The sequence below is a fragment of the Microbacterium mitrae genome (genome assembly GCF_008017445.1).
GTDB classification, from domain to species: domain Bacteria; phylum Actinomycetota; class Actinomycetes; order Actinomycetales; family Microbacteriaceae; genus Microbacterium; species Microbacterium mitrae.
This window is the reverse complement of sequence record NZ_VRSW01000006.1, coordinates 31,971-54,265: the sequence shown is the minus strand read 5'-3', so window position 1 is coordinate 54,265 and position 22,295 is coordinate 31,971. Positions and strand designations below refer to the sequence as shown.

At 64.5% G+C, this 22,295-nt stretch carries 24 protein-coding genes; 4 read left to right on the top strand and 20 right to left on the bottom strand.

What is annotated here, in order from left to right; genetic code table 11:
• Positions 1-81 precede the first annotated feature (81 nt).
• The 11 genes from FVP60_RS12615 to FVP60_RS12570 all read right to left on the bottom strand — a co-directional run bounded on the left by FVP60_RS12615 (position 82) and on the right by FVP60_RS12570 (position 10,930).
• A complete protein-coding gene (locus FVP60_RS12615; RefSeq protein WP_147826650.1) occupies positions 82-753 on the bottom strand; it encodes a response regulator in 672 nt (223 codons plus the stop codon).
• Complete coding sequence (locus FVP60_RS12610; protein ID WP_147826649.1) at positions 750-2,018, bottom strand: sensor histidine kinase; 1,269 nt, start codon at positions 2,016-2,018, stop codon at positions 750-752. Before FVP60_RS12610 ends, FVP60_RS12615 begins: the two co-directional genes overlap by 4 nt.
• Before the next feature lie 76 nt (positions 2,019-2,094).
• Positions 2,095-2,781: a hypothetical protein gene (locus FVP60_RS12605; protein ID WP_147826648.1), complete on the bottom strand. Its 687-nt coding sequence runs from the start codon at positions 2,779-2,781 to the stop codon at positions 2,095-2,097.
• Positions 2,778-3,671, bottom strand: a complete 894-nt coding sequence (locus FVP60_RS12600) for an ATP-binding cassette domain-containing protein (protein WP_147826647.1) — start codon at positions 3,669-3,671, stop codon at positions 2,778-2,780. Before FVP60_RS12600 ends, FVP60_RS12605 begins: the two co-directional genes overlap by 4 nt.
• A complete protein-coding gene (locus tag FVP60_RS12595; protein ID WP_147826646.1) occupies positions 3,668-4,051 on the bottom strand; it encodes a GntR family transcriptional regulator in 384 nt (127 codons plus the stop codon). The genes FVP60_RS12600 and FVP60_RS12595 overlap by 4 nt, the downstream gene beginning before the upstream one ends.
• 139 nt (positions 4,052-4,190) lie before the next feature.
• Positions 4,191-5,423, bottom strand: coding sequence for an MFS transporter (locus FVP60_RS12590; RefSeq protein WP_147826645.1), 1,233 nt, complete (start codon positions 5,421-5,423; stop codon positions 4,191-4,193).
• A gap of 78 nt (positions 5,424-5,501) precedes the next feature.
• A complete protein-coding gene (locus tag FVP60_RS12585; RefSeq protein WP_246132616.1) occupies positions 5,502-6,347 on the bottom strand; it encodes a hypothetical protein in 846 nt (281 codons plus the stop codon).
• Between the two features lie 45 nt (positions 6,348-6,392).
• Positions 6,393-6,530 carry a hypothetical protein gene (locus tag FVP60_RS13115; protein ID WP_187240675.1) on the bottom strand — a complete coding sequence of 46 codons (138 nt, stop codon included), beginning with the start codon at positions 6,528-6,530 and terminating at the stop codon, positions 6,393-6,395.
• The gene (gene purL, locus FVP60_RS12580; protein ID WP_147826644.1) at positions 6,530-8,863 is read right to left on the bottom strand and encodes a phosphoribosylformylglycinamidine synthase subunit PurL; all 2,334 of its coding nucleotides are present in this window, start codon (positions 8,861-8,863) and stop codon (positions 6,530-6,532) included. Before purL ends, FVP60_RS13115 begins: the two co-directional genes overlap by 1 nt.
• A 200-nt stretch (positions 8,864-9,063) precedes the next feature.
• Positions 9,064-9,537 (bottom strand): hypothetical protein, encoded by a 474-nt coding sequence (locus FVP60_RS12575; protein ID WP_147826643.1) that lies wholly within the window; start codon positions 9,535-9,537, stop codon positions 9,064-9,066.
• A gap of 58 nt (positions 9,538-9,595) precedes the next feature.
• Positions 9,596-10,930: a hypothetical protein gene (locus FVP60_RS12570; RefSeq protein ID WP_147826642.1), complete on the bottom strand. Its 1,335-nt coding sequence runs from the start codon at positions 10,928-10,930 to the stop codon at positions 9,596-9,598.
• Between the two features lie 151 nt (positions 10,931-11,081).
• Between FVP60_RS12570 and FVP60_RS12565 the strand changes: the two genes are divergently transcribed.
• The gene (locus FVP60_RS12565) at positions 11,082-11,471 is read left to right on the top strand and encodes a hypothetical protein (protein WP_147826641.1); all 390 of its coding nucleotides are present in this window, start codon (positions 11,082-11,084) and stop codon (positions 11,469-11,471) included.
• 110 nt (positions 11,472-11,581) lie between these two features.
• On the opposite strand, the gene FVP60_RS12560 is transcribed toward FVP60_RS12565, so the two are convergent.
• Both FVP60_RS12560 and FVP60_RS12555 read right to left on the bottom strand, forming a co-directional pair.
• Complete coding sequence (locus FVP60_RS12560) at positions 11,582-12,370, bottom strand: alpha/beta fold hydrolase (RefSeq protein ID WP_147826640.1); 789 nt, start codon at positions 12,368-12,370, stop codon at positions 11,582-11,584.
• Between the two features lie 21 nt (positions 12,371-12,391).
• Positions 12,392-12,985, bottom strand: coding sequence for a TetR/AcrR family transcriptional regulator (locus FVP60_RS12555; protein ID WP_147826639.1), 594 nt, complete (start codon positions 12,983-12,985; stop codon positions 12,392-12,394).
• A gap of 76 nt (positions 12,986-13,061) precedes the next feature.
• Here FVP60_RS12555 and FVP60_RS12550 point away from each other — a divergent pair, with 76 nt between their 5' ends.
• Complete coding sequence (locus tag FVP60_RS12550) at positions 13,062-13,472, top strand: VOC family protein (RefSeq protein WP_147826638.1); 411 nt, start codon at positions 13,062-13,064, stop codon at positions 13,470-13,472.
• Positions 13,473-13,505: 33 nt separating this feature from the next.
• Here the strand turns inward: FVP60_RS12550 and FVP60_RS12545 are convergent, their stop codons facing one another.
• The 6 genes from FVP60_RS12545 to FVP60_RS12520 form a co-directional block, all read right to left on the bottom strand.
• The gene (locus FVP60_RS12545; RefSeq protein WP_147826637.1) at positions 13,506-14,735 is read right to left on the bottom strand and encodes a DUF6596 domain-containing protein; all 1,230 of its coding nucleotides are present in this window, start codon (positions 14,733-14,735) and stop codon (positions 13,506-13,508) included.
• Positions 14,732-15,085, bottom strand: a complete 354-nt coding sequence (locus tag FVP60_RS12540; RefSeq protein WP_147826636.1) for a YciI family protein — start codon at positions 15,083-15,085, stop codon at positions 14,732-14,734. The genes FVP60_RS12545 and FVP60_RS12540 overlap by 4 nt, the downstream gene beginning before the upstream one ends.
• 118 nt (positions 15,086-15,203) lie before the next feature.
• The gene (locus FVP60_RS12535) at positions 15,204-15,818 is read right to left on the bottom strand and encodes a response regulator (protein WP_147826635.1); all 615 of its coding nucleotides are present in this window, start codon (positions 15,816-15,818) and stop codon (positions 15,204-15,206) included.
• Positions 15,815-17,062, bottom strand: a complete 1,248-nt coding sequence (locus FVP60_RS12530) for a sensor histidine kinase (RefSeq protein ID WP_147826634.1) — start codon at positions 17,060-17,062, stop codon at positions 15,815-15,817. The genes FVP60_RS12535 and FVP60_RS12530 overlap by 4 nt, the downstream gene beginning before the upstream one ends.
• 4 nt (positions 17,063-17,066) lie before the next feature.
• A complete protein-coding gene (locus FVP60_RS12525) occupies positions 17,067-19,238 on the bottom strand; it encodes an MMPL family transporter (protein ID WP_147826633.1) in 2,172 nt (723 codons plus the stop codon).
• 166 nt (positions 19,239-19,404) lie between these two features.
• Positions 19,405-19,761, bottom strand: coding sequence for a hypothetical protein (locus FVP60_RS12520; protein WP_147826632.1), 357 nt, complete (start codon positions 19,759-19,761; stop codon positions 19,405-19,407).
• 393 nt (positions 19,762-20,154) lie between these two features.
• Between FVP60_RS12520 and FVP60_RS12515 the strand changes: the two genes are divergently transcribed.
• Both FVP60_RS12515 and FVP60_RS12510 read left to right on the top strand, forming a co-directional pair.
• A complete protein-coding gene (locus FVP60_RS12515) occupies positions 20,155-20,370 on the top strand; it encodes a hypervirulence associated TUDOR domain-containing protein (protein ID WP_147826631.1) in 216 nt (71 codons plus the stop codon).
• Positions 20,363-20,893 (top strand): DUF488 domain-containing protein, encoded by a 531-nt coding sequence (locus FVP60_RS12510; protein WP_147826630.1) that lies wholly within the window; start codon positions 20,363-20,365, stop codon positions 20,891-20,893. Before FVP60_RS12515 ends, FVP60_RS12510 begins: the two co-directional genes overlap by 8 nt.
• A gap of 30 nt (positions 20,894-20,923) precedes the next feature.
• Here the strand turns inward: FVP60_RS12510 and FVP60_RS12505 are convergent, their stop codons facing one another.
• Positions 20,924-22,276, bottom strand: a complete 1,353-nt coding sequence (locus FVP60_RS12505) for an amidohydrolase family protein (RefSeq protein ID WP_147826629.1) — start codon at positions 22,274-22,276, stop codon at positions 20,924-20,926.
• Between the last annotated feature and the right edge of the window lie 19 nt (positions 22,277-22,295).

The window sequence follows — 22,295 nt, the reverse complement described above, 5'->3', positions numbered from 1 at the left end:
GTGCGGCACAACAGGTGGTCGGGGCATCACCCTACGGGGGTGACCTCGACAGTACTGCGGTAGGGGGTGTTGGCTTTCGGGCTAGTCGGAGCGTTCGACGAGACCGGCGTCATACGCGAGGATGACGGCATTGACGCGGTCCCGCAGGTCGAGCTTGGTGAAGATTCGGCTGACGTGACTCTTCACGGTCTGCTCGGCGAGAAACAACGACTCTGCGATCTCTCGGTTGGAGAGGCCGCGACCGATCAGCACCAAAATTTCGTGCTCGCGTTCGGTGAGGTCGTTCAGGCGCAGGGAGTGTCGGTTGGTCGCTGGCCGTGTGGCGGCAAACTTCTCCAGCAGGCGCTTGGTGATTCGAGGGGCGAGCAGCGCGTCGCCCGCGGCAACCACGCGCACCGCATTGACGAGCTCTTCTGGAAGCGCGTCTTTCAGCAGAAAGCCGCTCGCGCCGGCCGCCAGCGCGTCGTGCACATACTCGTCCGCGTCAAACGTTGTGAGAATCAGCACGGCGGGGCTTGTCCGCCCGTCACGCTCCGCGGCCGCGAGAATTTCGGTCGTCGCATCAATGCCATTGAGGTTGGGCATGCGAACGTCCATCAACACCACGTCGGGGCGCATCTCGCGCGCCAATGCAACGCCTTCGACGCCGTCGCCCGCCTGGCCAACGACGGTGATTCCGTCGTGCGCGCCCAAGATTGCGGCGAACCCGGCACGAACCATGGCCTGGTCATCAACAATCAACACGCTAATCATGACGATGCTCCTCGGGTGCTTGCGCGTGGAATCGCAACCTGCACGGCAAAGCCGCCGCCAGCTTGCGTTGCCGTTGTGACGGTTCCGTTCAGCACATGCAACCGCTCACGCATGCCGCGCAGGCCCTGCCCGCCGGTGCGGCTGGGGTGCGCGTCACCGGCGCGGGCATCGGCCGGACGAGTGGTGGCCTCATTGGTGATGGTGATGTGTCGCTCGTTGCCCGATTCGTGCCAGGCAACGGTGACGGCGGCTCCGGGCGCGTGGCGGGCGGCGTTGCTCAGCGCCTCCTGCACGGCGCGGTACACGGTGAGCCCCAGGAGCGGGTCGGCGCGCTCCGCGGGGGTGAGGTTCCATTCGCCGGTGACCGTTACCGGCGCGAGCGCGCGCGCCCGCTCCACGAGCGCGGAAAGATCGGCAAGCGTCGGCTGCGGGTTCGATGCGGCGCCTGTTGTTTCGTCGCGCAGCACCCCAAGAATGGAACGCATATCGGCCATCGATGAGCGCGCGGTGGCGGCAATATCGTCAAACTCCGCAATCGCATCGGGTGGGAGATCGGCAAGGCGGTACCGAGCGCTGGCGGCGCGAACCTGAATGGCCGACATGCCGTGCGCCACCACATCGTGCAGTTCGCGGGCGATGCGGGCCTTCTCCTCTGCCGCTTCGCGGTGCGCGATTTCAGCAGCGGAGAGCGCTCGTTCCGCAACGAGCTGGGCGCCCACAATCTCCCAATTGCGCATGATGATGCCGGCCAGGGCCAACACCAGGGATGCCGCGGCGAACACCACCAGATCGGCGATGATCGCGCCGCTCGGGGCATTGGCGCTGAGAGCCTCCGTGGTGGAGACAATCACCAGCAACAACCCGCCGGCCCAGGCGATCGTCACCACAAACCATCGTGCCCGCCAACCCACCAGCAGCCAGGTCAGCGAGACCGCGATCGTGGTGGTGACGGAAACGGGCCATGGCGCCTCGGTGGTGAAGGTCGACCCACTCGTCAACGCGGTCGCGCTCACGATCGCCGCCGCAACTCCGCCCCACGGCAGCACGATGGCAAGCGGCATGGCTCCCGCCAACACCAGCGAGAACAGCATGGCGGTGACCACCGGAACCTCGTACACCGTGACGCTGAGCGGCGCCGAGACGGCGAGGAGGGCGACGGCGAGAGCGCCGACGCCCAACCACAGCACGACATTCGCTCGCCCCGGAAGCACCCGCCACCGAGACGTACGTTCGGTGGCGGCGCTCTGCTGCGCAGTACGGGTCACGCGGTCTCCGATCTTTGTTCCAGGCTAGCGCCCGTACCGCTTGGAACCCGTGGCTTGTAGTGCCGGGGCGACCGGTTTACGGCACCGAGCGGCGTAGCGGCAGGTAGGCGGCGACAGCGAAGATGAGCATGAGCGCCAGCAGCATGAAGGTGAGTCCGGTGACGCCGGCGGCGAGGAAGAACTCGGCCACCGCTCCCCAAATCTCGAGCCGAGTGATCGCGCCGATGATCAACACGAGCACCAAACCGAAGCCGACCAGCCCGAAGGTGAGTCCGCGCGCTCCCCAGCGGCGGTAGACCGTCGCGAAGAAGAAGCCGATCGTGAACAGCAACATGGTGACCGTGAAGTAGAACAGCCCGGCAACGAATGGGCCCGCCGTCCACAGCCATGGCAGACGGAAGAAGAAGCCATTGACTCCCCACCCACCGGTGACCTCTTCGATGAGTCCGCCAACGACAACGATCAACGCCAGAATCGCTGCGGCGATGGCACCGGCGCTCAGCGTTCCGATGTAGAACTCGCGCCTGGTCACGCTCATCGCCTGGGAGAACGGGAAGGTCGCCGCCATCGCCATGATGCCCGCGCTCAGCATGTACCACATGGGCGCTTGCGATCCGCCGCCGAACTTCGGGCCGGATTCGGGGATCAAGATGTAGACGAGAAGCGAGACCAGAAAGGAGCTGCCCAGAATAATCAGGGGGATCCACACGAAGGTCCAGCGGTTGACGAACTGCATGCGGGTAACGGTGCCGATGCGACTCATCGCACGACCTCCTTCTGCTCTGCGGCGGCCTGCGTGAGCCGCACGATGAGTTGCTGAAGCGAAACGGGGGCAAGATCGACGCCGGCCGCGCTCAATGCGTGACGCTCGTCCGGTGAGATGTGACCGAGCACGGTCAGGCTGGTGACGCGTCCGAGCGATTCACGGTGCAGCACCTCACGATCCGCCGCGAACGCCTCGACAGCCGCGGTGTCGCCGACCAGGGCCGTTGCACGATCGCGGAGATCATCGGTGGTTTCATCCATGATGATCTTGCCGGCGTCGATCACCAACACGCGTTCAATGAGGTTAGAGACTTCGTCGATGAGGTGGCTGGAGAGAATAATGGTGCGCGGATGCTCGGTGTAATCCTCAAGCAGTCGGTCGTAGAAGATTTGGCGAGCGACGGCGTCCAGCCCCAGGTAGGGCTCGTCGAAGAAGGTGATCTCGGCGCGGGAGGCGATGCCGATAATCACGCCGATCGCCGAGAGCTGACCGCGTGAAACCTTCTTGATATCGCGGTTGAGCGGCAACTGGAAGTCTGCGATGAGACGCTGCGCCAGCTCCTCATTCCAATTCGGGAATATGAGTGCTGCGGCCGCGATAGCGTTGCGCGCAACCCAGCCGTCGGGGTATCGCTGACTCTCTCGCACGAAGCACATGCGGTTAAGAACCTTGGCGTTTTCGTACGGTGCCTCGCCGAACACCCGCACATCACCCGACGTCGCGAAGTTCTGCGCGGTGATAATCGACATCACCGTGGTCTTGCCAGCGCCGTTGCGGCCAAGCAGGCCGTAGATGGTGTTCTCCTCCAGCGAGAAGCTCACGTTCTCGACCGCGGTCGTCTTGCGGTATCGCTTGGTGAGGTTCTTCACTTCGACAACAGTGGTCATCGGCTTTCCCCTTCAGTTTGTGTCTGTGCGGCACGATCTCGGATGAGAGCGGCCAAGTCGTCCGTCGTGAGCCCGAGCTTGCGAGCCTCGATGATGAGCGGCTCAACAAAGCGGTCGGCAAAGATGCCTCGCCGCTCAATCAGCAGGTTTTCGCGCGCTCCCTGGGCGACAAACATGCCGATTCCGCGGCGCTTGTACAGCACACCTTTGTCAACGAGCATGTTCACTCCCTTCGCGGCGGTCGCCGGGTTGATGCGATAAAACGCGGCGAGTTCATTGGTGGACGGCGCCTGACCCTCTTCGACGAGCGAGCCCTCGACGATGGAGTCTTCGATCTGCTCTGCGATCTGGACGAAGAGCGGTTTGCCTTCTTCGATCACGAACACCTCCCACTTACTTGGTTAGTTACTCGACTAACTAACCACATAACCACGCGAGTGGCAAGAGGGAGCGCCTGAATAGTTTGACGCGATCTGCAAGCCCCAGCGATCCCCCGGTGGCGAGTGCAGGTTCCGGAACCTACATTGCGGCGCGAAGATCGGCGCGGCCGGTAGCGTCACGGCCGAGCCAGAACGCCGCGATCAGCATCGCGACCAGAATGAGCGCGCCAACGGTCGCGGCGACGCCGAGCCAGCCCCACGGCTGAAACGCCAGGCCGACGGCCCACCCGAATAGGCTCGAGCCGCCGTAGTAGGCGAGGTTGTAAAGGCTCGACGCCTGTGCCCGGCCGACGTGTGCGATCGCCGGAATCCAGCCAGAGGCGGTGGCGTGTGCCGCGAAGAATCCGGCCGTGAAGATGAGCAGGCCGATGATGACCGCGACGATGGCGTTGGAAATCGTGATCGCGAGGCCGACCAACATGAGCGCCGAGGAGCCAATCAGCACCCGGTATCGCCCCACCCGCAGCGCCGCGCGCCCCGATTGCGCCGATGACCAGGTGCCGGAGAGGTAGGCGAGAAACAGGAAGGAGGAGATGGTCGCCGGAATCAGAAACGGCGGCGCCTGGAGGCGGAACCCGAGATAGTTGTAGACCGCGACGAAGCCGCCCATGAGCAGTCCGCCCTGACAGAACAATGCGACGAGGCGGGAGTCACGCAGGCACGTCATGATCTTGCGAGCTAGCGGAATATCGCGAGCGGAACCACGGATCACCGGTTCGAAGCCGCGCGGCGCGGGTGCCAGCAGGAAGAACACGATGCCGGCAATGGCCGCGATGATGGAGACCACCAGGGTTCCGGTGCGCCATGTGAAGACCTCGCTGAGCGGGCCCGAAATGATGCGTCCGGCGAGGCCGCCAAGAGACGTTCCCGAGATGTAGGTGCCGCTGGCGATGGCGGCGGCGCGTGGCGAGATCTCTTCGGCGAGGTACGCCAGCGCGACGGCGGGGATGCCGCCCAGCGCCGCACCCTCAATGAATCGCAGCACCAATAGCGCCTCGAACGTGGGGGAGAACGGCACAATAAGGCCGAGAACCACGGCCGCGGAGATCGCAACGCGCATCGTGAAGCGGCGGCCGCGGCGGTCGGCCATGCGCGACCACGGAATCACCGCGATGGCCAGCCCCAGAGTCGCCGCCGAGACAGCAAGCGCTGCGGTTGATTCGCTCACGCCCTGATCGGCGGCGAGCTCAGGTAGCACTCCCTGCACCGAGTACAGCTGCGAAAACGTGGCCACGCCCGCCGCGAAGAGTGCGACGATGAGCAACCGATAGCCGCGCGTTCCGCGGTCGTGCCCATCCCACGCCTCACTCACGCGCGGCGCCTCTCGAATTCATGAACTCAGGCTAGTGCCGCGGCGCGCATTCGCGGGATTCGGCGTGCACTCGCTGCGCTATGGTTCCGGTGTCTGCGTCTGCGGCTTCGCGGGCGGCTGTGCCTGCGCCGGCGTCTGCGTCTGCGGCAGCGGGGGAGTATCGCCGCTCGTGATTTCGCCTGCGACCTTCTTTTCGAGCACGCTGATGGCTTCGTCGGAGATGACGATCAGCCCGTCGAGCTCTTCGCGCACGCGGCGGTAGGCAACCTGGCGTTCGGCCTGCGTCGCGCCCTGGTCTTCTGCGACGCGCAGCAGCTGTAGCGCGCGATCGAGGCGTTTGCGCTCGTCGTCGCTGAACGCCCGATTCTTCTGACGCTTGGCATCGCGCTCGGCCACATCGAAGGCCGAGCCAAAGTCGATGACGGCCTCGCGATAGGCGCGAATCGCGTCGGCATCAACCTTCGCGTCGGCCGACTCGGGCCGCAGCGTGTCGGCGCGACGCTTTGCCCGCAAGAAGGTAGCCGTGAGCTCATTGCGGCCATCGCTCATCGCCGGGTAGGCAATGAGTTTGGCCACGTCGAGTTCGTAGTCCAGCCATCGCTTCACGACGTCATCGTGCTCCGCCATCAGCCGTGTGATCTCTTGCTCGCGGGTCGTAGGGATGGCCGCCGCGTCTGCGGCGACACTGCCGAGCGGAACCGGGTGCTGGTACTGCGGAATCGGCAGGCCCTGGCGCTCGGCGCGTTGCGTTGCCCGCGCTTGGATTTCTGCCGCCTTGAGGTCTCGCTTGGCGGCCAGGAGCTCGAGACGTCGCTTGTGGCGCGCCTTCGACGCGCGACGCATGTTTCCGGCGACGGCGCTACCCACGCCCATCAGCGGAAACACCAGCCACCAGTAGGCGGCCGCAAAGTTCCAAAAGTCCACGCCTCCACCCTACGTCGCGCGGCGGCTTTCCCCTCGAAATTCGCGCTAGTTCAGCAGGAGCGCGAGAACGGTCGCGCCGCCGCCACCGAGCACCAGCGCGATGATCACAATCCAGGCCACCATGCGCGTGCGGCCGAGGCGCGATTCGCGCATGGCTTCGAGTTCGTCGTCTGCTTCAGTCATTACACACCTGCCGGGATGACGGCGCCGAAAGCGGCGGGAAGGGTGGCGCGGGAAACCTCGCGAAGTTCGTCGACCGAGACGGTGAGCACATCTTGAATCTCAAGCGTCGCGTTCTCCGAGGCAATGTCGGTCACACCGATGCGCAGCACCGGGTAGCCGCGACCATCGCACAGGCCACGGAACTTCACGTCTTCTTCACGCGGAACCGAGACGATGACGCGACCGGTCGACTCGGAGAACAGGGCGGCGGCGGCATCAACACCGTCGCGTTCCATGATCTCGGTCAGCCACACGCGGGCGCCAACACCGAAGCGCGTGGTGGTGTCAACGAGCGCCTGAGCCAGGCCACCCTCGCTGAGGTCGTGCGCTGCAGAGATGAGGCCCTGCTCGGCACCCGCACGCAGCAGGCCGGCGAGCGTCTTCTCAGCCGCCAGGTCAACCGCCGGCGGGCGCCCGCCGAGGTGATCGTGGATGACGCCGGCCCACTGCGAGCCCGAAAGCTCGGTGGCGGTGACGCCCAGCAGGTACAGGTTTTCGCCCGCGTCTTGCCAGCCAGACGGAATGCGGCGGGCAACGTCATCGATGATGCCGAGCACACCGACAACGGGCGTCGGGTGAATCGGAACATCGCCGGTCTGGTTGTAGAACGACACGTTGCCGCCGGTCACCGGAATGCCGAGTTCAACACAGCCGTCGGCGAGACCCTCGACGGCGCGGGAGAACTGCCACATCACCTCGGGGTTCTCGGGGGAGCCGAAGTTCAGGCAGTCGGTGACGGCCGTCGGAATCGCGCCGGTGACGGCGACGTTGCGGTATGCCTCGGCAAGAGCGAGCTTGGCGCCCTCGTACGGGTCGAGGTAGCAGTAGCGGCCGTTCGCGTCGGTCGCGATGGCAAAGCCCAGGCCCGACTCCTCGTCAACGCGAATCATGCCGGCGTCGTCGGGGAAGGCCAGGGCGGTGTTGCCGCCAACGTAGTAGTCGTACTGGTTGGTGATCCAGCTGGTGTCGGCCAGGTTCGGCGACGCGGTGAGCTTGAGGAATTGCTCCTTCAGCACGGCGGGGTCGCTGGAGCGCTCAAGAGCGGCAGCCGAGTCGGTCTGCACCGCGTCGATCCACGCCGGGTAGGCGACGGGACGCTCGTACACCGGGCCGTCAACGGCGACCGTTGAGGGGTCAACGTTGACGATCTCTTCGCCGTGCCAGAAAATCTGCAGGCGCCCGTCGCCGGTGACCTCGCCCAGAACGCTGGTCTCCACGTCCCACTTGTTCACGACGGCCATGAACGCGTCGAGCTTCTCGGGAGCGACGATTGCCATCATGCGCTCCTGCGACTCCGACATCAGAATTTCTTCCGGCGTCAGCGTGGAGTCGCGCAGTAGGACGTTTTCGAGGTCAACGCGCATGCCGGAACCACCGTTTGCCGCGAGCTCGCTGGTTGCGCAGGAGATGCCGGCAGCGCCGAGGTCTTGAATGGCCTCGACCAGTTCGCCCTTGTAGAGCTCAAGGCAGCACTCGATGAGCACCTTCTCAGCGAACGGGTCGCCAACCTGAACGGCGGGGCGCTTGGTCGGGCCGCCTTCGTCGAACGAGTCCGACGCGAGGATCGAGGCGCCACCAATGCCGTCGCCACCGGTGCGCGCACCGAACAGCACAACCTTGTTGCCCGCACCCGTGGCGTTAGCCAGCTTGATGTCTTCGTGGCGCATGACGCCAACGGCAAGCGCGTTCACGAGCGGGTTTGCCTGGTAAACCGAGTCAAAAACCGTCTCGCCGCCGATGTTCGGCAGGCCGAGGCAGTTTCCGTAGAACGAAATGCCCGACACCACGCCGTGCACAACGCGAGCGGTGTCGGGGTGGTCGATCGCGCCGAAACGCAGCTGATCCATCACGGCAACCGGGCGCGCACCCATGGAGATAATGTCGCGGACGATGCCGCCAACGCCGGTCGCGGCGCCCTGGAAGGGCTCGATGTACGACGGGTGGTTGTGCGATTCGACCTTGAAGGTGACCGCCCAGCCTTCGCCGATGTCAACAACGCCGGCGTTTTGCCCCATGCCAACCATGAGGCGTTCCTTCATCTCCGGCGTGACCTTCTCGCCGAACTTGCGAAGGTACATCTTCGACGACTTGTAGGAGCAGTGCTCCGACCACATCACGGAGTACATCGCCAGCTCGCCCGAAGTGGGGCGGCGACCGAGGATCTCCTTGATCTGGTCGTACTCATCGCTCTTGAGTCCGAGTGCCGCGTACGGCTGCTCCTTCTCCGGGGTAGCGATGGCGTTTTCGACAGTGTCGGCGACGGGGCGAACGGGGTTCTCAGCTGCGGCAGTCACGCGTGCTCCAGAGTCAAGGCGGCGGGAGTCTGATCAGTCTATCTGTGCATTGGGATTCCCGAGACCCCGTGACTTTTGCTCGAAGAGCGGAACCAACCATCCGCCCGTCGAGCGAGCGGAGCGAGACGAAACGCAGCGAGCCGACCTCGGAACTTCGATTCGTTCCGGCTCGGTCGCTGCGCCATGGTTCCGCATCGTGTCTATTCGGCAGGATCGACGAAGGGGCCGAGGCTCTGTTTCAAACGCACCACGATATTGGGATCGAGAGGCGTCAAATGCAGGGCATAGGTCGTGATGACTCGATCCACGTCTTCGGTGCCGCCGTCAGGGTGAAACTCGATCGAACGCACCTGGAGGCGCTCGACAAACTCTTCATCGGTACCCTCCCAGCGCTCGTTGATGTCATCGCGGTACCCGTCTTGAACGATCCATGGTTGTGACGTCTCGTCGGTGATCTCAGTGGCGATTGCCTGTCGAGACATCTCATCGATCGAGGCGAACACCTCGAGCGCGCTATCGATCAGTTCGATGTAGCGGTCGGTGAAGGTATCAGGGTGGTGCAGAAAGATGGTGACGGGCAGCTCGCGCGACTCATAGTCCATGAGGGTTTCGAACACTGCGCCGTTGACGAGTTGCGTGAACGTCACCTCGCCGAGGAATCGGCTCGTGGCCATTGTTGGGACCTTTCTTTCCGGTGGGGCGCCCATTTGCGGCGGGGCGCCCCACCGACGACTAGTTGTTTCCGGTGAGCGCTTCGTCGGCGATAAGAGCGTTGACCGTCGTTGTTGCGGCGGCGTCCGATGAGAAGAAGTCTTCAACGACGGCGTCGAACAGGTCTTGTCCGCGCGCGTACTCCTTCGCCGTGGCGTTGAGGTCATTGACGACGGCGTTGTGCACATCGACCGCGGAAACCATGGGCCCGGTCGCGCCCATACCGATGGACTCGTGTCGTTGAACGGCATAAGTTGACGGAACCATGCTGAGGGTACTTTTTGCGGTCGCCAGCGCATCGGCAATGGTGCCCATGTTGCGCGACACGTGATTGGTGTCGTTCCGATCCATCGTCATGATTCCGTCTGCGCCGGGAAAAAGCCCCAACGAGAGTTTGTCCAGATTGAAGCTCGTGGGCTCTTGAGCGAACGCGTTCTGTGCCTTAACGAGCATCGTGTACATCTGGTTCTCAACGTCGTAGATCGACTGGTTGAGCTTGCCGAGAGCGTCGAAGAACGAACCCCAAATCTCTTGGTAGCTGGAGCCGCTGACGGTTGCGCTTGCCGAAACGGCGGCGACGGCGGTCGTTGCGGCCGCGGCGGTACCCGCCAGCGCTGCCACTGCAGGCGCCGCAGCACCAGCGGTCACAATGCTGGCAAAAACGCCGACGACGGCGCCAACGAATGTGAGAGCAACGGTGGAGACGGCACTGAGCCATGCGTCTCGCTCTCGATCTGCGGCAAGTGCGAACGCGCTTTGGGCGTTGGCCATGATCTCCGCGACATCTCGACGAACGGGCTTCCACATGGCCGACTGGGCAGTGTAGACGGTCTGGAGAACGCCGCAAGCGGCTCCTGTGCCACCGATCACATTGGCGAAACCTTCATCGTATTTAGCCAGGAACGGGGAGGTGAATGCGCCCGAAATCTTGTTGAGCGTGACTTCTTTGACGGTGTCTTTCGAGTTCAGGATGGGGCTCGGCAAGACCGTTGTTCCCGCTGCCGATGTTCCGAATGCGGCGGCAGCGCCGGCGCTTGCATCCCTCGCGCTGTCGCAGCTCGACCCATCGGGGAGACCTTCCCAAGGCCGAAAGGCATCGTCGACAGCAGAGCGAACGGTGTCGAAATCACCCGCGATCGACGGGTGATTGGCCTCAACCAAACCCGTGAACTCGCCTCCTCCCTCACCGGAAGACGGGTCTGGCCGTTGGTAGGAGTTTGCGGCGACTACGCCCCAAAGCGCATAGCAGTCGTCGTAGAGAAAATGCACGGGATAGTCAGTTTCAGACATCCAGCAGTCGATGGCTGACAGGTACATCTTCTTTTTGATGTCTGGTAGCTCGTCATATGAAACCATTGTTTTCCCCCTTGATGAGTCCCGGCACTGCGATGCCGATTTTACTTTACGAGGCGTGCGCGCGTTGGTGCGAGTTCGTGTGGAAACTCTCATGCACAGCTCACGGGTTGCCCCGTAGGCTCTGTGGAGAGCTTGAACCACGGGGGACACGATGAAGAAATTGATTCTCGCGCTTGGCCTTTTGGGGGCTGGGGCGCTGGCCGTTCTCTTGTGGATTCTCGTGCTCGCACCGGGGGAGCAAACCCCGCCGAGTCAGACAGTTGTGTTTGAGGCCGTGGCGACGACACAAGATCCGTTCGCGGTTCGCTACATCGTCGGGGCGGACGATGTGACGCAAACGGCAACCTCGCAGTTTGTTGCCGATGTCAGCACGAGTGAAAATCACGCCCAGTTCATTGTGAGCCTCGAGCCATCAACCCAAGGCGACCGCACGGTCACCTGTCGGGTATCGATTGGCAACGACGTCATTGTGGAGCAGACCAGCGAAACCGGGTTTGTTGACTGCACGACCGATCTGCCGCGAGCCAACGACGGTAACTAGCCGCACGCACTCCCACGCTGCGGGTCGGCCGGGCGAACCCACCCATCCGCGCATTGAACGAGTGGGGCGAGACGAAACGCAGTGAGCCGATCTCGGAAACTCTGCCGCACTCAGCCCCGCAAAAACGCGATGCCCGCCTCGCGGAAGGCCCGCGAACCCGGTGCGTTGATGTGGTGCCGGGCCGGAATCTCGAAGAACTCACTGTTCGGAAGCGATGATTGCAGCAACCGTGAGTCTTCGAGAATCGCATCGTCGCTGCCGGTCGCGATGAGCGTCGGCTGGCTCGGCGGGTTGTTGACCGGTGGCACGTCGTCGGCGAGATTCATGCCCTCAGCGAGGGCCAAGAGCGCATCAAGATCGTTGCCCGGCAGACGCGACGCGAGCGAAACGTACCTCGCCGTCGTCTTGTCTTGCACCGTGGTTCCGTCGTCCAAAAACGCGCGTGCTTCGTCAACCTTGAGGCGGCGCAGCGGCTTGCCATCGGGGATTCCGCCGAGCACGCCGCGGCTGATGTGTTCGGGGTGGTCGGCCATGACCTGCCAGCCGACGCGGCCGCCGAGCGAATAGCCGAGATAGACGGCGTCGGTGACGAGGTACGTGTCGAGCACGGCGATGACGTCATCGGTGAGCATGGTCATGCTGTACTGGTGCGCATCGTGCGGCTTGTCGCTTGCGCCGTGGCCGCGCTGATCCATGCCGAGCACGCGAAAGCCGGCGTCAAGCAGCTCTCGAACCCAACCGGTGTTGACCCAATTGTCGCGGGTGCTGGAGGCGAAGCCGTGTACGGCGATCACCGTGGGGTCAGCGTCATCGCCCCAGGAGTACGTCGCGATGCGGTGGCCCTCGGCCGACATGACGAACTGCGGATCGGGCATTTCGGTGAGCTCACGAAGATCCATGCAACTAGTTTGCCCCCGTTTTTACCCGGGTAGCTCTTGCGGGGGCATCGCCACGCGCAGCAGCTGGTCAAGCACCGCATGGGCGGCGGCGCGTGAGTCGGCATCGTCATGCTCGATGATGAACAGCGCGGCGTCATTCATCGCGCCAGACAGTTGAGCGGCCATGGCTGGCAGGACCGCATCGGGTACGCCGACATCGCGTAGCCCCTCGATGAGGTGGGATCCCGAGTGGGTGGCATCGATCTCGCGCCATTGCGACCACCCCAGCACCGACGGCGCGTCGATCAGCAGCACGCGCGGTGCGGAACCATGAGTGATCGCCTCGAGAAAAGCGTGCGACCCTGCGACCAACTGCTGCCATGGTTCCGCACCCGCCGCTTCGGCGGCCGCGACGACCGCCTCGGCAACGTGCTGTTGTAGTCGGTCAACCACCGCGCGGAACAGCCCAGCTTTGTTGGTGAAGTGGTGGTAGATGGCGCCTCGCGTGACGCTCGCGGCCGAGGCCACATCGTCGAGCGCGACGTCGGCGAAGCCTTGGGCGGCGAAGAGTTCGGTGGCGCAAGAGAGCACGTGCTCGGCGGTCTGGGCGGCTGCGGCAGCGCTGGCGCGGGGCATGGGGCTTCCTTTACATGCAGAGCGTATGTATAGTGATCGTGTTACATACACATTGTACGTAAAAGAGGAGAAGATCATGACCATGACCAGCCTGTACCCGGTCTTGATGTCGCGGCAGGTCACCGAAACCGCCGCGTTCTACCGCGACACGCTTGACCTAACGGTCACCTACGAGGCCAGTGACTACGTCAGCATGCGCAGCGGCGCCTTTGAGCTGGCAATTCTGGCGCACGATCACCATTCGATTCCGGCCGGCTACCACATGGTTCCGGCGGGCCTCATTCTCAACTTCGAGGTCGACGACGTCGATCCGCTTCACCAGCGGCTCGCTGGGCGACCCGAGGTGATGATCGTGCAAGCGCTGCGCGACGAGCCCTTTGGGCAACGCCACTTCATCGTGGGTGCGCCGGAGGGCATGTTGCTCGACATCATTCAGCCGATCGAGCCGGCCGCGGAGTTTGCGGCGAACTTCACCGCAGACGCCTGAGTCGCACACGTCGCGGGGCGTCAACGCGTGCGACTACCCGGCTGGCGCGGGCGGAACCGTGGGCTGGGTGATACGCCGAAGCTCGGTTTCAAGCGCCGCACGTTCATGGGGAGCCGGGCACTGCGCGATAGCGGCGGTGAGCGTGGCCCTGGCGGTCTCGATATCGCCGCCATCGAGTTGCAGGTGTGCGGCGAGCACCTGAACGCGGTAGTGGTGCGGAATCTCTGCCATGAGCTGCGCAACGGCGCCGGGGTCGATGGACCTGCCAGAACTGGCCCTGGCCGCCTGGCGATTGAGGGTGCTGAGGGGTGAGCCGGTGAGGGCTTCGAGCTTCGCGTACGCGCGGTCGATCGCCTGCCAATCCGTACGATCGGCGGAGGGTGCGAGGCAGTGAAGGGCGGCGATCGTCGCCATGATGCGAAGCTCTTCGGCGAACCCGGTCGTCGGCTCAATCGCGGCATAGGCGCGAAGACCGGCCGCGATTTCATCGTGGCGCCACAGCGTGCGGTCTTGATCGCGCAGGGTGACGAGGGTATCGGCATCGGGGTTTCGGGCAGTCCGCCTCGCGTGCGTCAGCGTCACGAGCGCGCGCAAGCTGGCAAGCGTCGGGTCATCAATCGCGCTCGCGGCGGTCGTGATGAGAGCTACGACATCGGAAGCGACTGCCTGGTCGGTCGCGTAGTACGCGGCAGTGTACGCGAGATACAGTGCATGAGCCACATCGGGGGCACGATCGGGGTCTGGGGTGGCATCTCGCGTGGAGAGGCCGGCAGCCGCGATGCGCTTTTTCGCGCGGGTCAGGCGCGCCGCAAGCGTCGGTGCGTTCACCAAGAACAGTGAGGCGATGCGCTCCGTATCGATGCCCAGCACAAACCGCAGGGCGAGGATGGGGCGAACTTCGGCGGCGAGCGCGGGGTGGCACGCCAGCCACAGCAGTTCGACGCGGTCGTCGGCGGGTGATGTCGGCGCCACGGCGTCGCTGATTTCGTGCTCGATGGCCTCGGGCCGCGCGATGAGGTGACGACGACGCCGCAACACCTGTTCGTGACGCAGGCTGTCAACCAGTCGGTTTTTTGCGGTGCGATACAGCCAGCCTGCCGGGTTATCCGGTGGCGTCGCACCCCACAGCCGCACGGCTTCTTCAAACGCGTCGGCCAGTGCCTCTTCTGCGAGATCGAACCGACGCGAGTAGGCCGTGAGCCGCCGCAGAAGCGGCGCCCAGTGTTGCTGGAGCGCCGCTTCTGTGCTGCGAATGTCGCTCATTCCATGGCGTCGATCGGGCGTAGCTCCATGTCATACGGCGGCAGTGTGTCACTCAATGCGAGAAGCGTGTCGAGGTCGGGCACATCGATCAGGTAGAACCCACCAAGGCCTTCGTAAATGTCGGCATAGGGGCCCTCCGTAACGACGCGGGTGCCGCCGCTACGCCGAATTGTCGTCGCCGTGAACCCGGGCTGCAGGGCGCCGCTGGAAATCAGTTCCACACCAGGCGCCGCCGCACAGGCCGCATCGAACTCTTCGAAGCGCGCGATCAGCGCTCCCTGCTCCTCCTCGGTCAGAGACGTCCACGCCGGAACATCGCCGTCACCGGTCAGCATCAGAAGGTATTGCATGTTGTCACCACTTTCTCGGGCGGGCGCCCGTTATTAGAGTGACGGATCAGCCCCGCATAAATCGACAACCCGAGAAAAATTGGGGCGAATCGGGTGGTGATCTCCGTGAGGGAACCAGTTAGATGAGGCCGGTCTCGCGGGCGACGTGAATGGCGCGGGAGCGACTGTCGACGCCGAGCTTGGTGAAGATGTGCGCGAGGTGACTCTTCACGGTCGCCTCGGTTACGAAGAGCGCACGCGCGATTTCGCGGTTCGTGGAACCAGTGGCCAGTAGGCGAAGCACTTCGACTTCACGGTCGGTGAGCTTGGGCATGGGCTGGCGCATGGTGCGCAGCACGCGTGAGGCGAGGCTCGGCGCCAATACCATGTCACCGGCCGCGGCGCGCACGATGCCGTCGGCGATCGTCTCGGGCGCGACATCTTTGAGCAGGTAGCCGGCAGCGCCCGCCTCGATGGCGCCGAGAATTTCGGCGTCGCGGTCGTAGGTGGTGAGGATCAACACGGCAGGCGCGGGCTGGAGTGCGCGCAACGCGGCCGTCGTCTGCACGCCGTCAATGCCATCCCCGAGGCGCAAATCGCACAGCACCACGTCGGGGTTGAGGTGCGTGGCGAGCGCGATTGCCTCTTCGCCCGTCGCCGCCTCACCGATCACTTCGATGGTGTCGCTGCTCAGCACGGCGCGCAGTCCGCTGCGCACCACGGGGTGGTCATCGACGATCAGCACGGTGGTCACGGGGTACTCCTCAGCATGGGGAGATGAACGGAGAGCGCGGTGCCTTCGCCGGGTGCGCTCTCGACATCGAGCCCGCCGCCGAGCTCTCGCAGGCGTGCCCGCATGAAGCGAATGCCAAAGCTGGATGACCGGGCGTCGGTGCTGGTCTCCCAGGCCGCCGCGTCGAAGCCGGAACCATCGTCGATAATGTCGAGGCGCACCGTGTCGCCGGCATCGACCATACTCATCACGACGCGCTGCGCGTTGGCGTGCAGGCGCACATTGGCGAGTGCCGACTGGGCGGTACGCAGCAGGGCGACCTCGATGTCGGTGGGTAGCAGTGGCAGGGTGTCATCGACATGAAGTGTGGTGCCGATACCCGTCTCGTCATGCAGACGCGTGAGCATGCGGCCGAGCGCTGCGGTGAGCGCATCGTCTTCGAGCTCGCGCGGTGCGAGAGAGGCGACAATGCGTCGCACATCGGAGAGGCTGTCGCTGGCGAGCGACTCCACCTGACCGAGCGTCCGTTCCGCCTCGGGGTCGGCGGTGCGGTCGGCGCCGGCGTGCGCGAGCAGTCGGATGGAGGAGAGCGCCTGCGCGACGGTGTCGTGAATATCACGGGAGATGCGGGTGCGCTCGGCGATTGCACCCGACTCCCGTTGCGCCGTCGCGAGCTCGCCCTGCAGCTGCGTCATTTCTTCCTGAGCCCGGGTGAGCGAAGCGACCAGGCGCTCGCGCTCCGCCGCGTCGCGCAGCAGCTTGAGGTAGCCGCGGGAGATTCCGAACGCAAAGACGCCGCCGATCAGGGGGCCGAAAACGTTGGCGTAGCTCGTGGTTCCGTGGTGCAAAATCGGGGCGACGATCACGACGGTCAGCACGAAGGCCGAGAACGTGAGACCCCACGCGAGCGGCAACAGGTGCCCGGCGAGAATCCACAGCACAAACGAAACCCAGACGAACTCGGGCGAGACGGCCACGGCAACGAGCCACGCGATCGCGAAGCCCACCAGCCACAGCGCGTACCACCGGGTGGTGCGGGCGCGCTTGGGCATGAGGCTCGCGACGGTGTGCCAGGCGATGAGGGCGAGCCCAGCGGCGATCGCGGCGGCGGGTGCCGTGCCCTGTGAGATCGCCCGCACGATGCCGATGATCACCAGCAGGAGCAGCATCGCGTGCTGGCCGATCGCCATCGCCCGCACCGTCGCGCCCCGTGCTCCGGCGACCGCCGGAGTCGGGTGCGCGAGCGGTGTGTCGATGAGACTCATGCGCTCATTCTGCCTCGTTGAGCGCGAACTCGGGGGCTGCGATGGTTCCGTTGTCGGGGCTCTCAACCCCAGCAACGCTCGCGCTTGCGGCGCTTCGGCCTTCGGTCTCGGGGTTGGAGGGCCACCACATCTTGTCGCCGACGAGCGAGAAGAGTGCCGGAACAATCACGGTGCGCACCATGAGGGTGTCAACGATCACGCCGACGCCAACGATGAGCCCGAGCTGGCCAAGAGTCACGAGCGGCAGCACGCCGAGAGCGGCGAACACGCCGGCGAGCACGATGCCAGCGCTAGTGATGACGCTGCCGGTGCGCGCGACGGCCTCGACCATGCCGGCACGCGTGCCGCGGGTGCCGGCTTCGGTACGGGCACGATGCACCAGGAAGATCGTGTAGTCGATGCCGAGCGCGACCAAGAACAAGAACGCGAGCAGCGGAACCTGCAGATCGAGAGCGTGCTGGTCAAAGAGCACGCGGCTGAGCCACGCACCCGCGCCGATGGCGGCGATCGCGCTGGCAACGTTCACGATGAGCAGGATCACCGGCGCGACGATTGAGCGCAGCAGGAACAACAACACGATAAAGCTGACCGCGAGAATCAGCGGGGCGACGAGCCACAGGTCGGCCTGGTTGCCGGTGCGCGCGTCAACGTCGGTTGCGACGGCTCCGCCGACCACGGCATTCGCGCCGTCGATCTCGTGCACGGCGCCGCGTAGCTCGTTGATCTGCGCCAGGCTCGCGTCGCTACTGGGGGCGAATTCGCTCGTCACCATGATCTTGCTGAGGGCGCCATCCGCCGTGGTTTCGATGGAATGGGCGCGCACGACGCCATCCACATCGGAGACGGCCGCAACCACCTCATCGGCGTAATCGGCGTTCGCGATCACGTAAATCGGTTGCGCCTCACCGGGCGCAAAGTGCTCCGAGAGCACCTCGAGGCCGGTGGCCGACTCCGACTGCACGCGGAACTTCTCGACCTGATCCAGTCCAATCGTGGTTCCGAAGAGCCCGGTCATCATGATGCCGAGTACCGCGACGCCCGCGATCAGGCTGGGAATCGGGCGTCCGACCACCGCGCTCGCAACGCGGCGCCAGACGCCGGGGCGGGTGGTGCTCGTGACGGAACCACGTGGTTCCGCCGCGCTTGCGGGGCGCGGAACGAAGGGCCAGAACACGCGGCGGCCGCACACCGCGAGCAGCGGCGGCAACACGAGCAGCACGGCGGCGAGGGCGATGAGGAGGCCAAGGGCTGAGGAGACGCCGAGGCCGTGAGTGCCGGGAATGACGGCGAGCACCAGGGTCAACAGCGAGAGTACGACCGTGACGTTCGAGGCGATGATCGCCGGTGCCGTCTTGCGCCAGGCGGTGCTGAGCGCTGCGCGGTGATCGGTGTGCGCGAGGAGTTCTTCGCGATAGCGCGAGATCAGCAGCAGTGCGTAGTTGGTGCCGGCACCGAACACGAGCACGCTGATGATTCCGGCGTCGAACTGCAGGTCAAACGCAGCGCCAGCGGCGGCGGTGACGCGGCCGGCGAGACCGTCGGCGAGCGCGACGACGGTGAGTGGCAACAGCCAAAGAATGGGGGAGCGGTACGTGATGATGAGCAGCAGCGCAACGATGAGGATCGTCACCAACAGCAGGGTGAAGTTGGCGCCGTCGAACGCCGCAGCAATGTCCGCGCCAAACGCCGGACCGCCCGTGACGAGCAGGCTCAGCCCGTCGATCGGATTGGCCGCGAGCGTGGTGCGTAGCGCTTCGACGACATCGGCGGTCTCGGTGTTGTTCGCGCCAACCGTGATCGGGTTGAGCATGATCGCAGCCTCGCCGTCTTCGCTCATGATCGGCCCCGATGCCGGCGCGGGCGCCGACTCGTCGAGCGCGGGCAGCAGTGCGGTGAGCGCGTCGGTGTCGGCGGGGGTGAGGGCGGAACCATCGGTGCGGGTGGCGAGCACAATCACCGATTGTTCGTCAGCGTCGGGAAACTTCGCCATGAGTTCGCTGGCGACCGCCGACTCAGAGTCGGTTGGTGCCTGTGCGTTGCCGGCCGGAGCGTGCGCCGAGCCGAAGGCGCCGAACAGCAGCACCATGACGAGCAGGCCGAGCGTGAGTGAAACCCAGGCGCCCTTTCGTGAGGTGAGCGTGCCGGCGAAGCGGGAGAGTGTGTCAGAGCGAGCCATGGTTCCAGCCCACCAAGAATGAGGCGTCGAAACATCGCGAATGTGGGGGAACTAAACATCATCCAAATGGGTGATGCGCGGGAGGCTTCGCTGGGTGGCGGCGCTGGTTGGTTGCCTTGGGCGGTGGCCCTGCGTGGCGGTTGTGGTGGCGGCGTGCGCGCCCGGACTACAGGCTTTCCAGAATCGCGGGCAGCAGGAAGGGGAGGAAGATAATCGCGCCAACGACGATGATCCCGAGCAACCCGAGAAGACAGCCTTGAACGCCGCTGCCACCTCTGAGCCGGCGGCCTTCTGGGGCGACTTCGGTGGCTGTCTGGCTGCCCGAATCCGTGCTGTTCGTTACTCGGTCATCACGCCAGCGCGCCCACTGATCCACTTTCGCGAGGATCGCGTTGACGGCGGCGACTCGGCGGTTCCATGCTTCAGGGTCGAGCCGATCGAACGGGCCGGGTGTGGAGAGAATTGCCCAGTTGTCGACGAGTTCGACGTCGAAGGCGCTGGCGCCATCGACAAAGTTGGCCATCACATTCGGCCTACCCATCCTCCGCGCACGCTTGGATCAATCGGTGCGGACAGCGCCGTCGTGTCGAGCGTGTCGATCAAAGGGCGGACCTTTCTGTCGCTATCTCGCGTCGAGTATGTGGGTCAATGCTAACCGCGTGAGGGTGTGGAACCTGTGGATGAGTTGGGCAGGACGGAGTATCAGGCGCGGTGAAGGGAACACGTGATCAGCGATCAAATTACATGCGTGTAGTTTCGATGGTGCTTTCGATTTACACAGTTATCCCCGGGTCTATGAACAACCTATGGGCGCTTCTTCACAGGTTATCCACCGAGTTATCCACAGCTGGGGAGAACTTTCGGTGTTTTGCTCGCATGGCTTGTCCTCGGCGATGAGCGTTGGGAGGATGCTGTCATGGGTGAGCAATTCGCGGTTGGTGACCACGTTGGGTGGAACTCCGAGGCGGGGCGCGTGAGCGGAACCATCATCGCGGTGCACACGGCGAACTTCGATTACAAGGGCTACACGCATCACGCCTCGCCACACGAGCCGCAGTACGAAATCAAGAGCGATAAGACCGATCACATCGCGGCGCACAAGGGCAGTGCGCTCACCCACCTCGATGAGTGAATCCTTCTTCACCATCGGCCATTCCACGCTGGCTCTTGGCGACTTCATCAGTCTGCTTCATGGTTCCGACATTCAGCTCGTCGTTGACGTGCGCAAGTTGCCGGGCTCGACGCGGTACCCCTGGTTCAACGCCGAGGTGCTGGCGCCGGCGCTCGCGGCGGAAGGCATCGCGGTCGAGCGGTTTCAGGCTCTGACGGGCCGTCGGCCGGTGAGTCACACCGTGCCGTTCGCGGTGAACGCGTGGTGGCAAAATCGCAGCTTTCACAACTATGCCGACCACGCATTGTCGCCCGATTTTGCCGCGGCGCTGGATGAGGTGATCGCGGCGGGGAGCGAGCGGCGGCTGGCACTGATGTGTTCGGAGGCGGTGTGGTGGCGGTGCCATCGCCGCATCATCACCGACTATCTGCTCGCGCGCGGGCATGAGGTTTGTCACATCATGGGCGAGCGGAACCTGGTCTCTGCCCAGTTGAGCGAGGGCGCGATTGTGGGCGCTGATGGAGAGGTGACGTACCCGGCGTAGGGACGGCGCCGGGTACGTCGGAGGTGCTGCTTACAGACCGGGGTCGTCGGCGAGCAGCAGGTTTTGGCCGAGGGCTTCGCGATCGATGACCGCGCCGTCTTTCATGACGGTGTCGATGTGTTGGTAGTTGCGGGGGTCGGCGAGGGGATCGGCGGTGAGGATCAACAGGTCAGCCTTCTTGCCTGGCACGAGCGTGCCGATCTGGTCATCAACCTGGTACGCCTCGGCGATGTAGCTGGTTGCCGAGCGGAGCGCTTCCATCGGGTCGAGCCCACGCTGCACGGCGCCGCGAATCCAGAAGAAGTGGCTGATGCCGATCTGGGTTGGCATGTCGGGCACGTTGTCGCGAATGCCGGGGCGGAACCCGGGGTGATTCTTCACGCGCTGGCCGTAGGCGAAGCCGTCGGTGGTGAGCAGCACGCGGGCACCCTTGGCGATGAGGGCGTTGTCGTTTTGGATGAGGTTGTTCATCATCGCGTCGATCGCGCCACCCGACTGCTCAATCAGCCAGTCTTCGTGCTCTTTTGTGCGCACCAGTGCAGCGCACGGAATCTGGTTCTGCACGATCGTATCGAGCAGGTCATCGGGAATGAGGCGGCCGATGGTGGCGTCGGGGTGTTGCAGCAGGTCGGCGCCGAGCTCGACCTCGATGCGCAGGCTCTCCACCGTTGTGGTGTGTGCCTGCACGGTGAGGCCAGCTTCGTGTGCCGCCTCGACGATGGCGCGCTGCGATTCTTCTGAGAGCATGAGGTAGCCGGTTGCGACGTGGTCGGTCGCGGCATATTTGATGAAGTCGGGGCGCGTGCGCTGGATATAGTCGCGCACGACCTCTTTCACCTCTGCGGGGGTCAGGTACGCGAGGTGCGTGCCGGTTCCCTCCTCCCAGATCGCGTTGATGCGCGCCATGGTTGCTGGTTCCAGGATGGAGCCGATGGGGAAGAAGTCGTCGGCGAGCGGGCCACCGAGGCCGAGGATGTTGCCGGCCATGTAGATGCGCGAGCCGACGAGTTCTCCGGCGTTGATGCGGTCGCGGATCGCGGCGGTGGGGCCGGCCGGACCCCACGTGTCGAAGATGGTGGTGAGGCCGTATTTGAGCGCGATTTCGGCGGCTTCGCGCACGAGTTCGTCGTAGCGGCCCTCGAATTCGAGGATCGTGTCGGGCGTGCGGGCGGAGACGAGGTGGACGTTGGCGTCCATGAGTCCGGGGATGATCCACTTGCCTGCGGCGTCGATGATCGTTGCATCGGCCGGAACCGTGATGTCTGCTGCGGGGCCGGCTGCGGTGATTGTGTCGTCGACGATGACGATGACGGCGTTATCGACGGGCGCGGCGCCCGTCGCGTCGATCAGGACGCCGTTGACGATGGCTGTGGTTGATGCCACGAGATGTTCCTCCGCTCAT

What these genes read in the sequence shown, in the direction of transcription:
- FVP60_RS12615 (WP_147826650.1), bottom strand. Translation starts at nt 753, where the DNA reads ATGATTAGCGTGTTGATTGTTGATGACCAGGCCATGGTTCGTGCCGGG.
- FVP60_RS12605 (WP_147826648.1), bottom strand. Translation starts at nt 2,781, where the DNA reads ATGAGTCGCATCGGCACCGTTACCCGCATGCAGTTCGTCAACCGCTGG.
- FVP60_RS12600 (WP_147826647.1), bottom strand. Translation starts at nt 3,671, where the DNA reads ATGACCACTGTTGTCGAAGTGAAGAACCTCACCAAGCGATACCGCAAG.
- FVP60_RS13115 (WP_187240675.1), bottom strand. Translation starts at nt 6,530, where the DNA reads ATGACTGAAGCAGACGACGAACTCGAAGCCATGCGCGAATCGCGCCTC.
- FVP60_RS12575 (WP_147826643.1), bottom strand. Translation starts at nt 9,537, where the DNA reads ATGGCCACGAGCCGATTCCTCGGCGAGGTGACGTTCACGCAACTCGTC.
- FVP60_RS12570 (WP_147826642.1), bottom strand. Translation starts at nt 10,930, where the DNA reads ATGGTTTCATATGACGAGCTACCAGACATCAAAAAGAAGATGTACCTG.
- FVP60_RS12565 (WP_147826641.1), top strand. Translation starts at nt 11,082, where the DNA reads ATGAAGAAATTGATTCTCGCGCTTGGCCTTTTGGGGGCTGGGGCGCTG.
- FVP60_RS12560 (WP_147826640.1), bottom strand. Translation starts at nt 12,370, where the DNA reads ATGGATCTTCGTGAGCTCACCGAAATGCCCGATCCGCAGTTCGTCATG.
- FVP60_RS12555 (WP_147826639.1), bottom strand. Translation starts at nt 12,985, where the DNA reads ATGCCCCGCGCCAGCGCTGCCGCAGCCGCCCAGACCGCCGAGCACGTG.
- FVP60_RS12550 (WP_147826638.1), top strand. Translation starts at nt 13,062, where the DNA reads ATGACCATGACCAGCCTGTACCCGGTCTTGATGTCGCGGCAGGTCACC.
- FVP60_RS12545 (WP_147826637.1), bottom strand. Translation starts at nt 14,735, where the DNA reads ATGAGCGACATTCGCAGCACAGAAGCGGCGCTCCAGCAACACTGGGCG.
- FVP60_RS12540 (WP_147826636.1), bottom strand. Translation starts at nt 15,085, where the DNA reads ATGCAATACCTTCTGATGCTGACCGGTGACGGCGATGTTCCGGCGTGG.
- FVP60_RS12530 (WP_147826634.1), bottom strand. Translation starts at nt 17,062, where the DNA reads ATGAGTCTCATCGACACACCGCTCGCGCACCCGACTCCGGCGGTCGCC.
- FVP60_RS12525 (WP_147826633.1), bottom strand. Translation starts at nt 19,238, where the DNA reads ATGGCTCGCTCTGACACACTCTCCCGCTTCGCCGGCACGCTCACCTCA.
- FVP60_RS12520 (WP_147826632.1), bottom strand. Translation starts at nt 19,761, where the DNA reads ATGGCCAACTTTGTCGATGGCGCCAGCGCCTTCGACGTCGAACTCGTC.
- FVP60_RS12515 (WP_147826631.1), top strand. Translation starts at nt 20,155, where the DNA reads ATGGGTGAGCAATTCGCGGTTGGTGACCACGTTGGGTGGAACTCCGAG.
- FVP60_RS12510 (WP_147826630.1), top strand. Translation starts at nt 20,363, where the DNA reads ATGAGTGAATCCTTCTTCACCATCGGCCATTCCACGCTGGCTCTTGGC.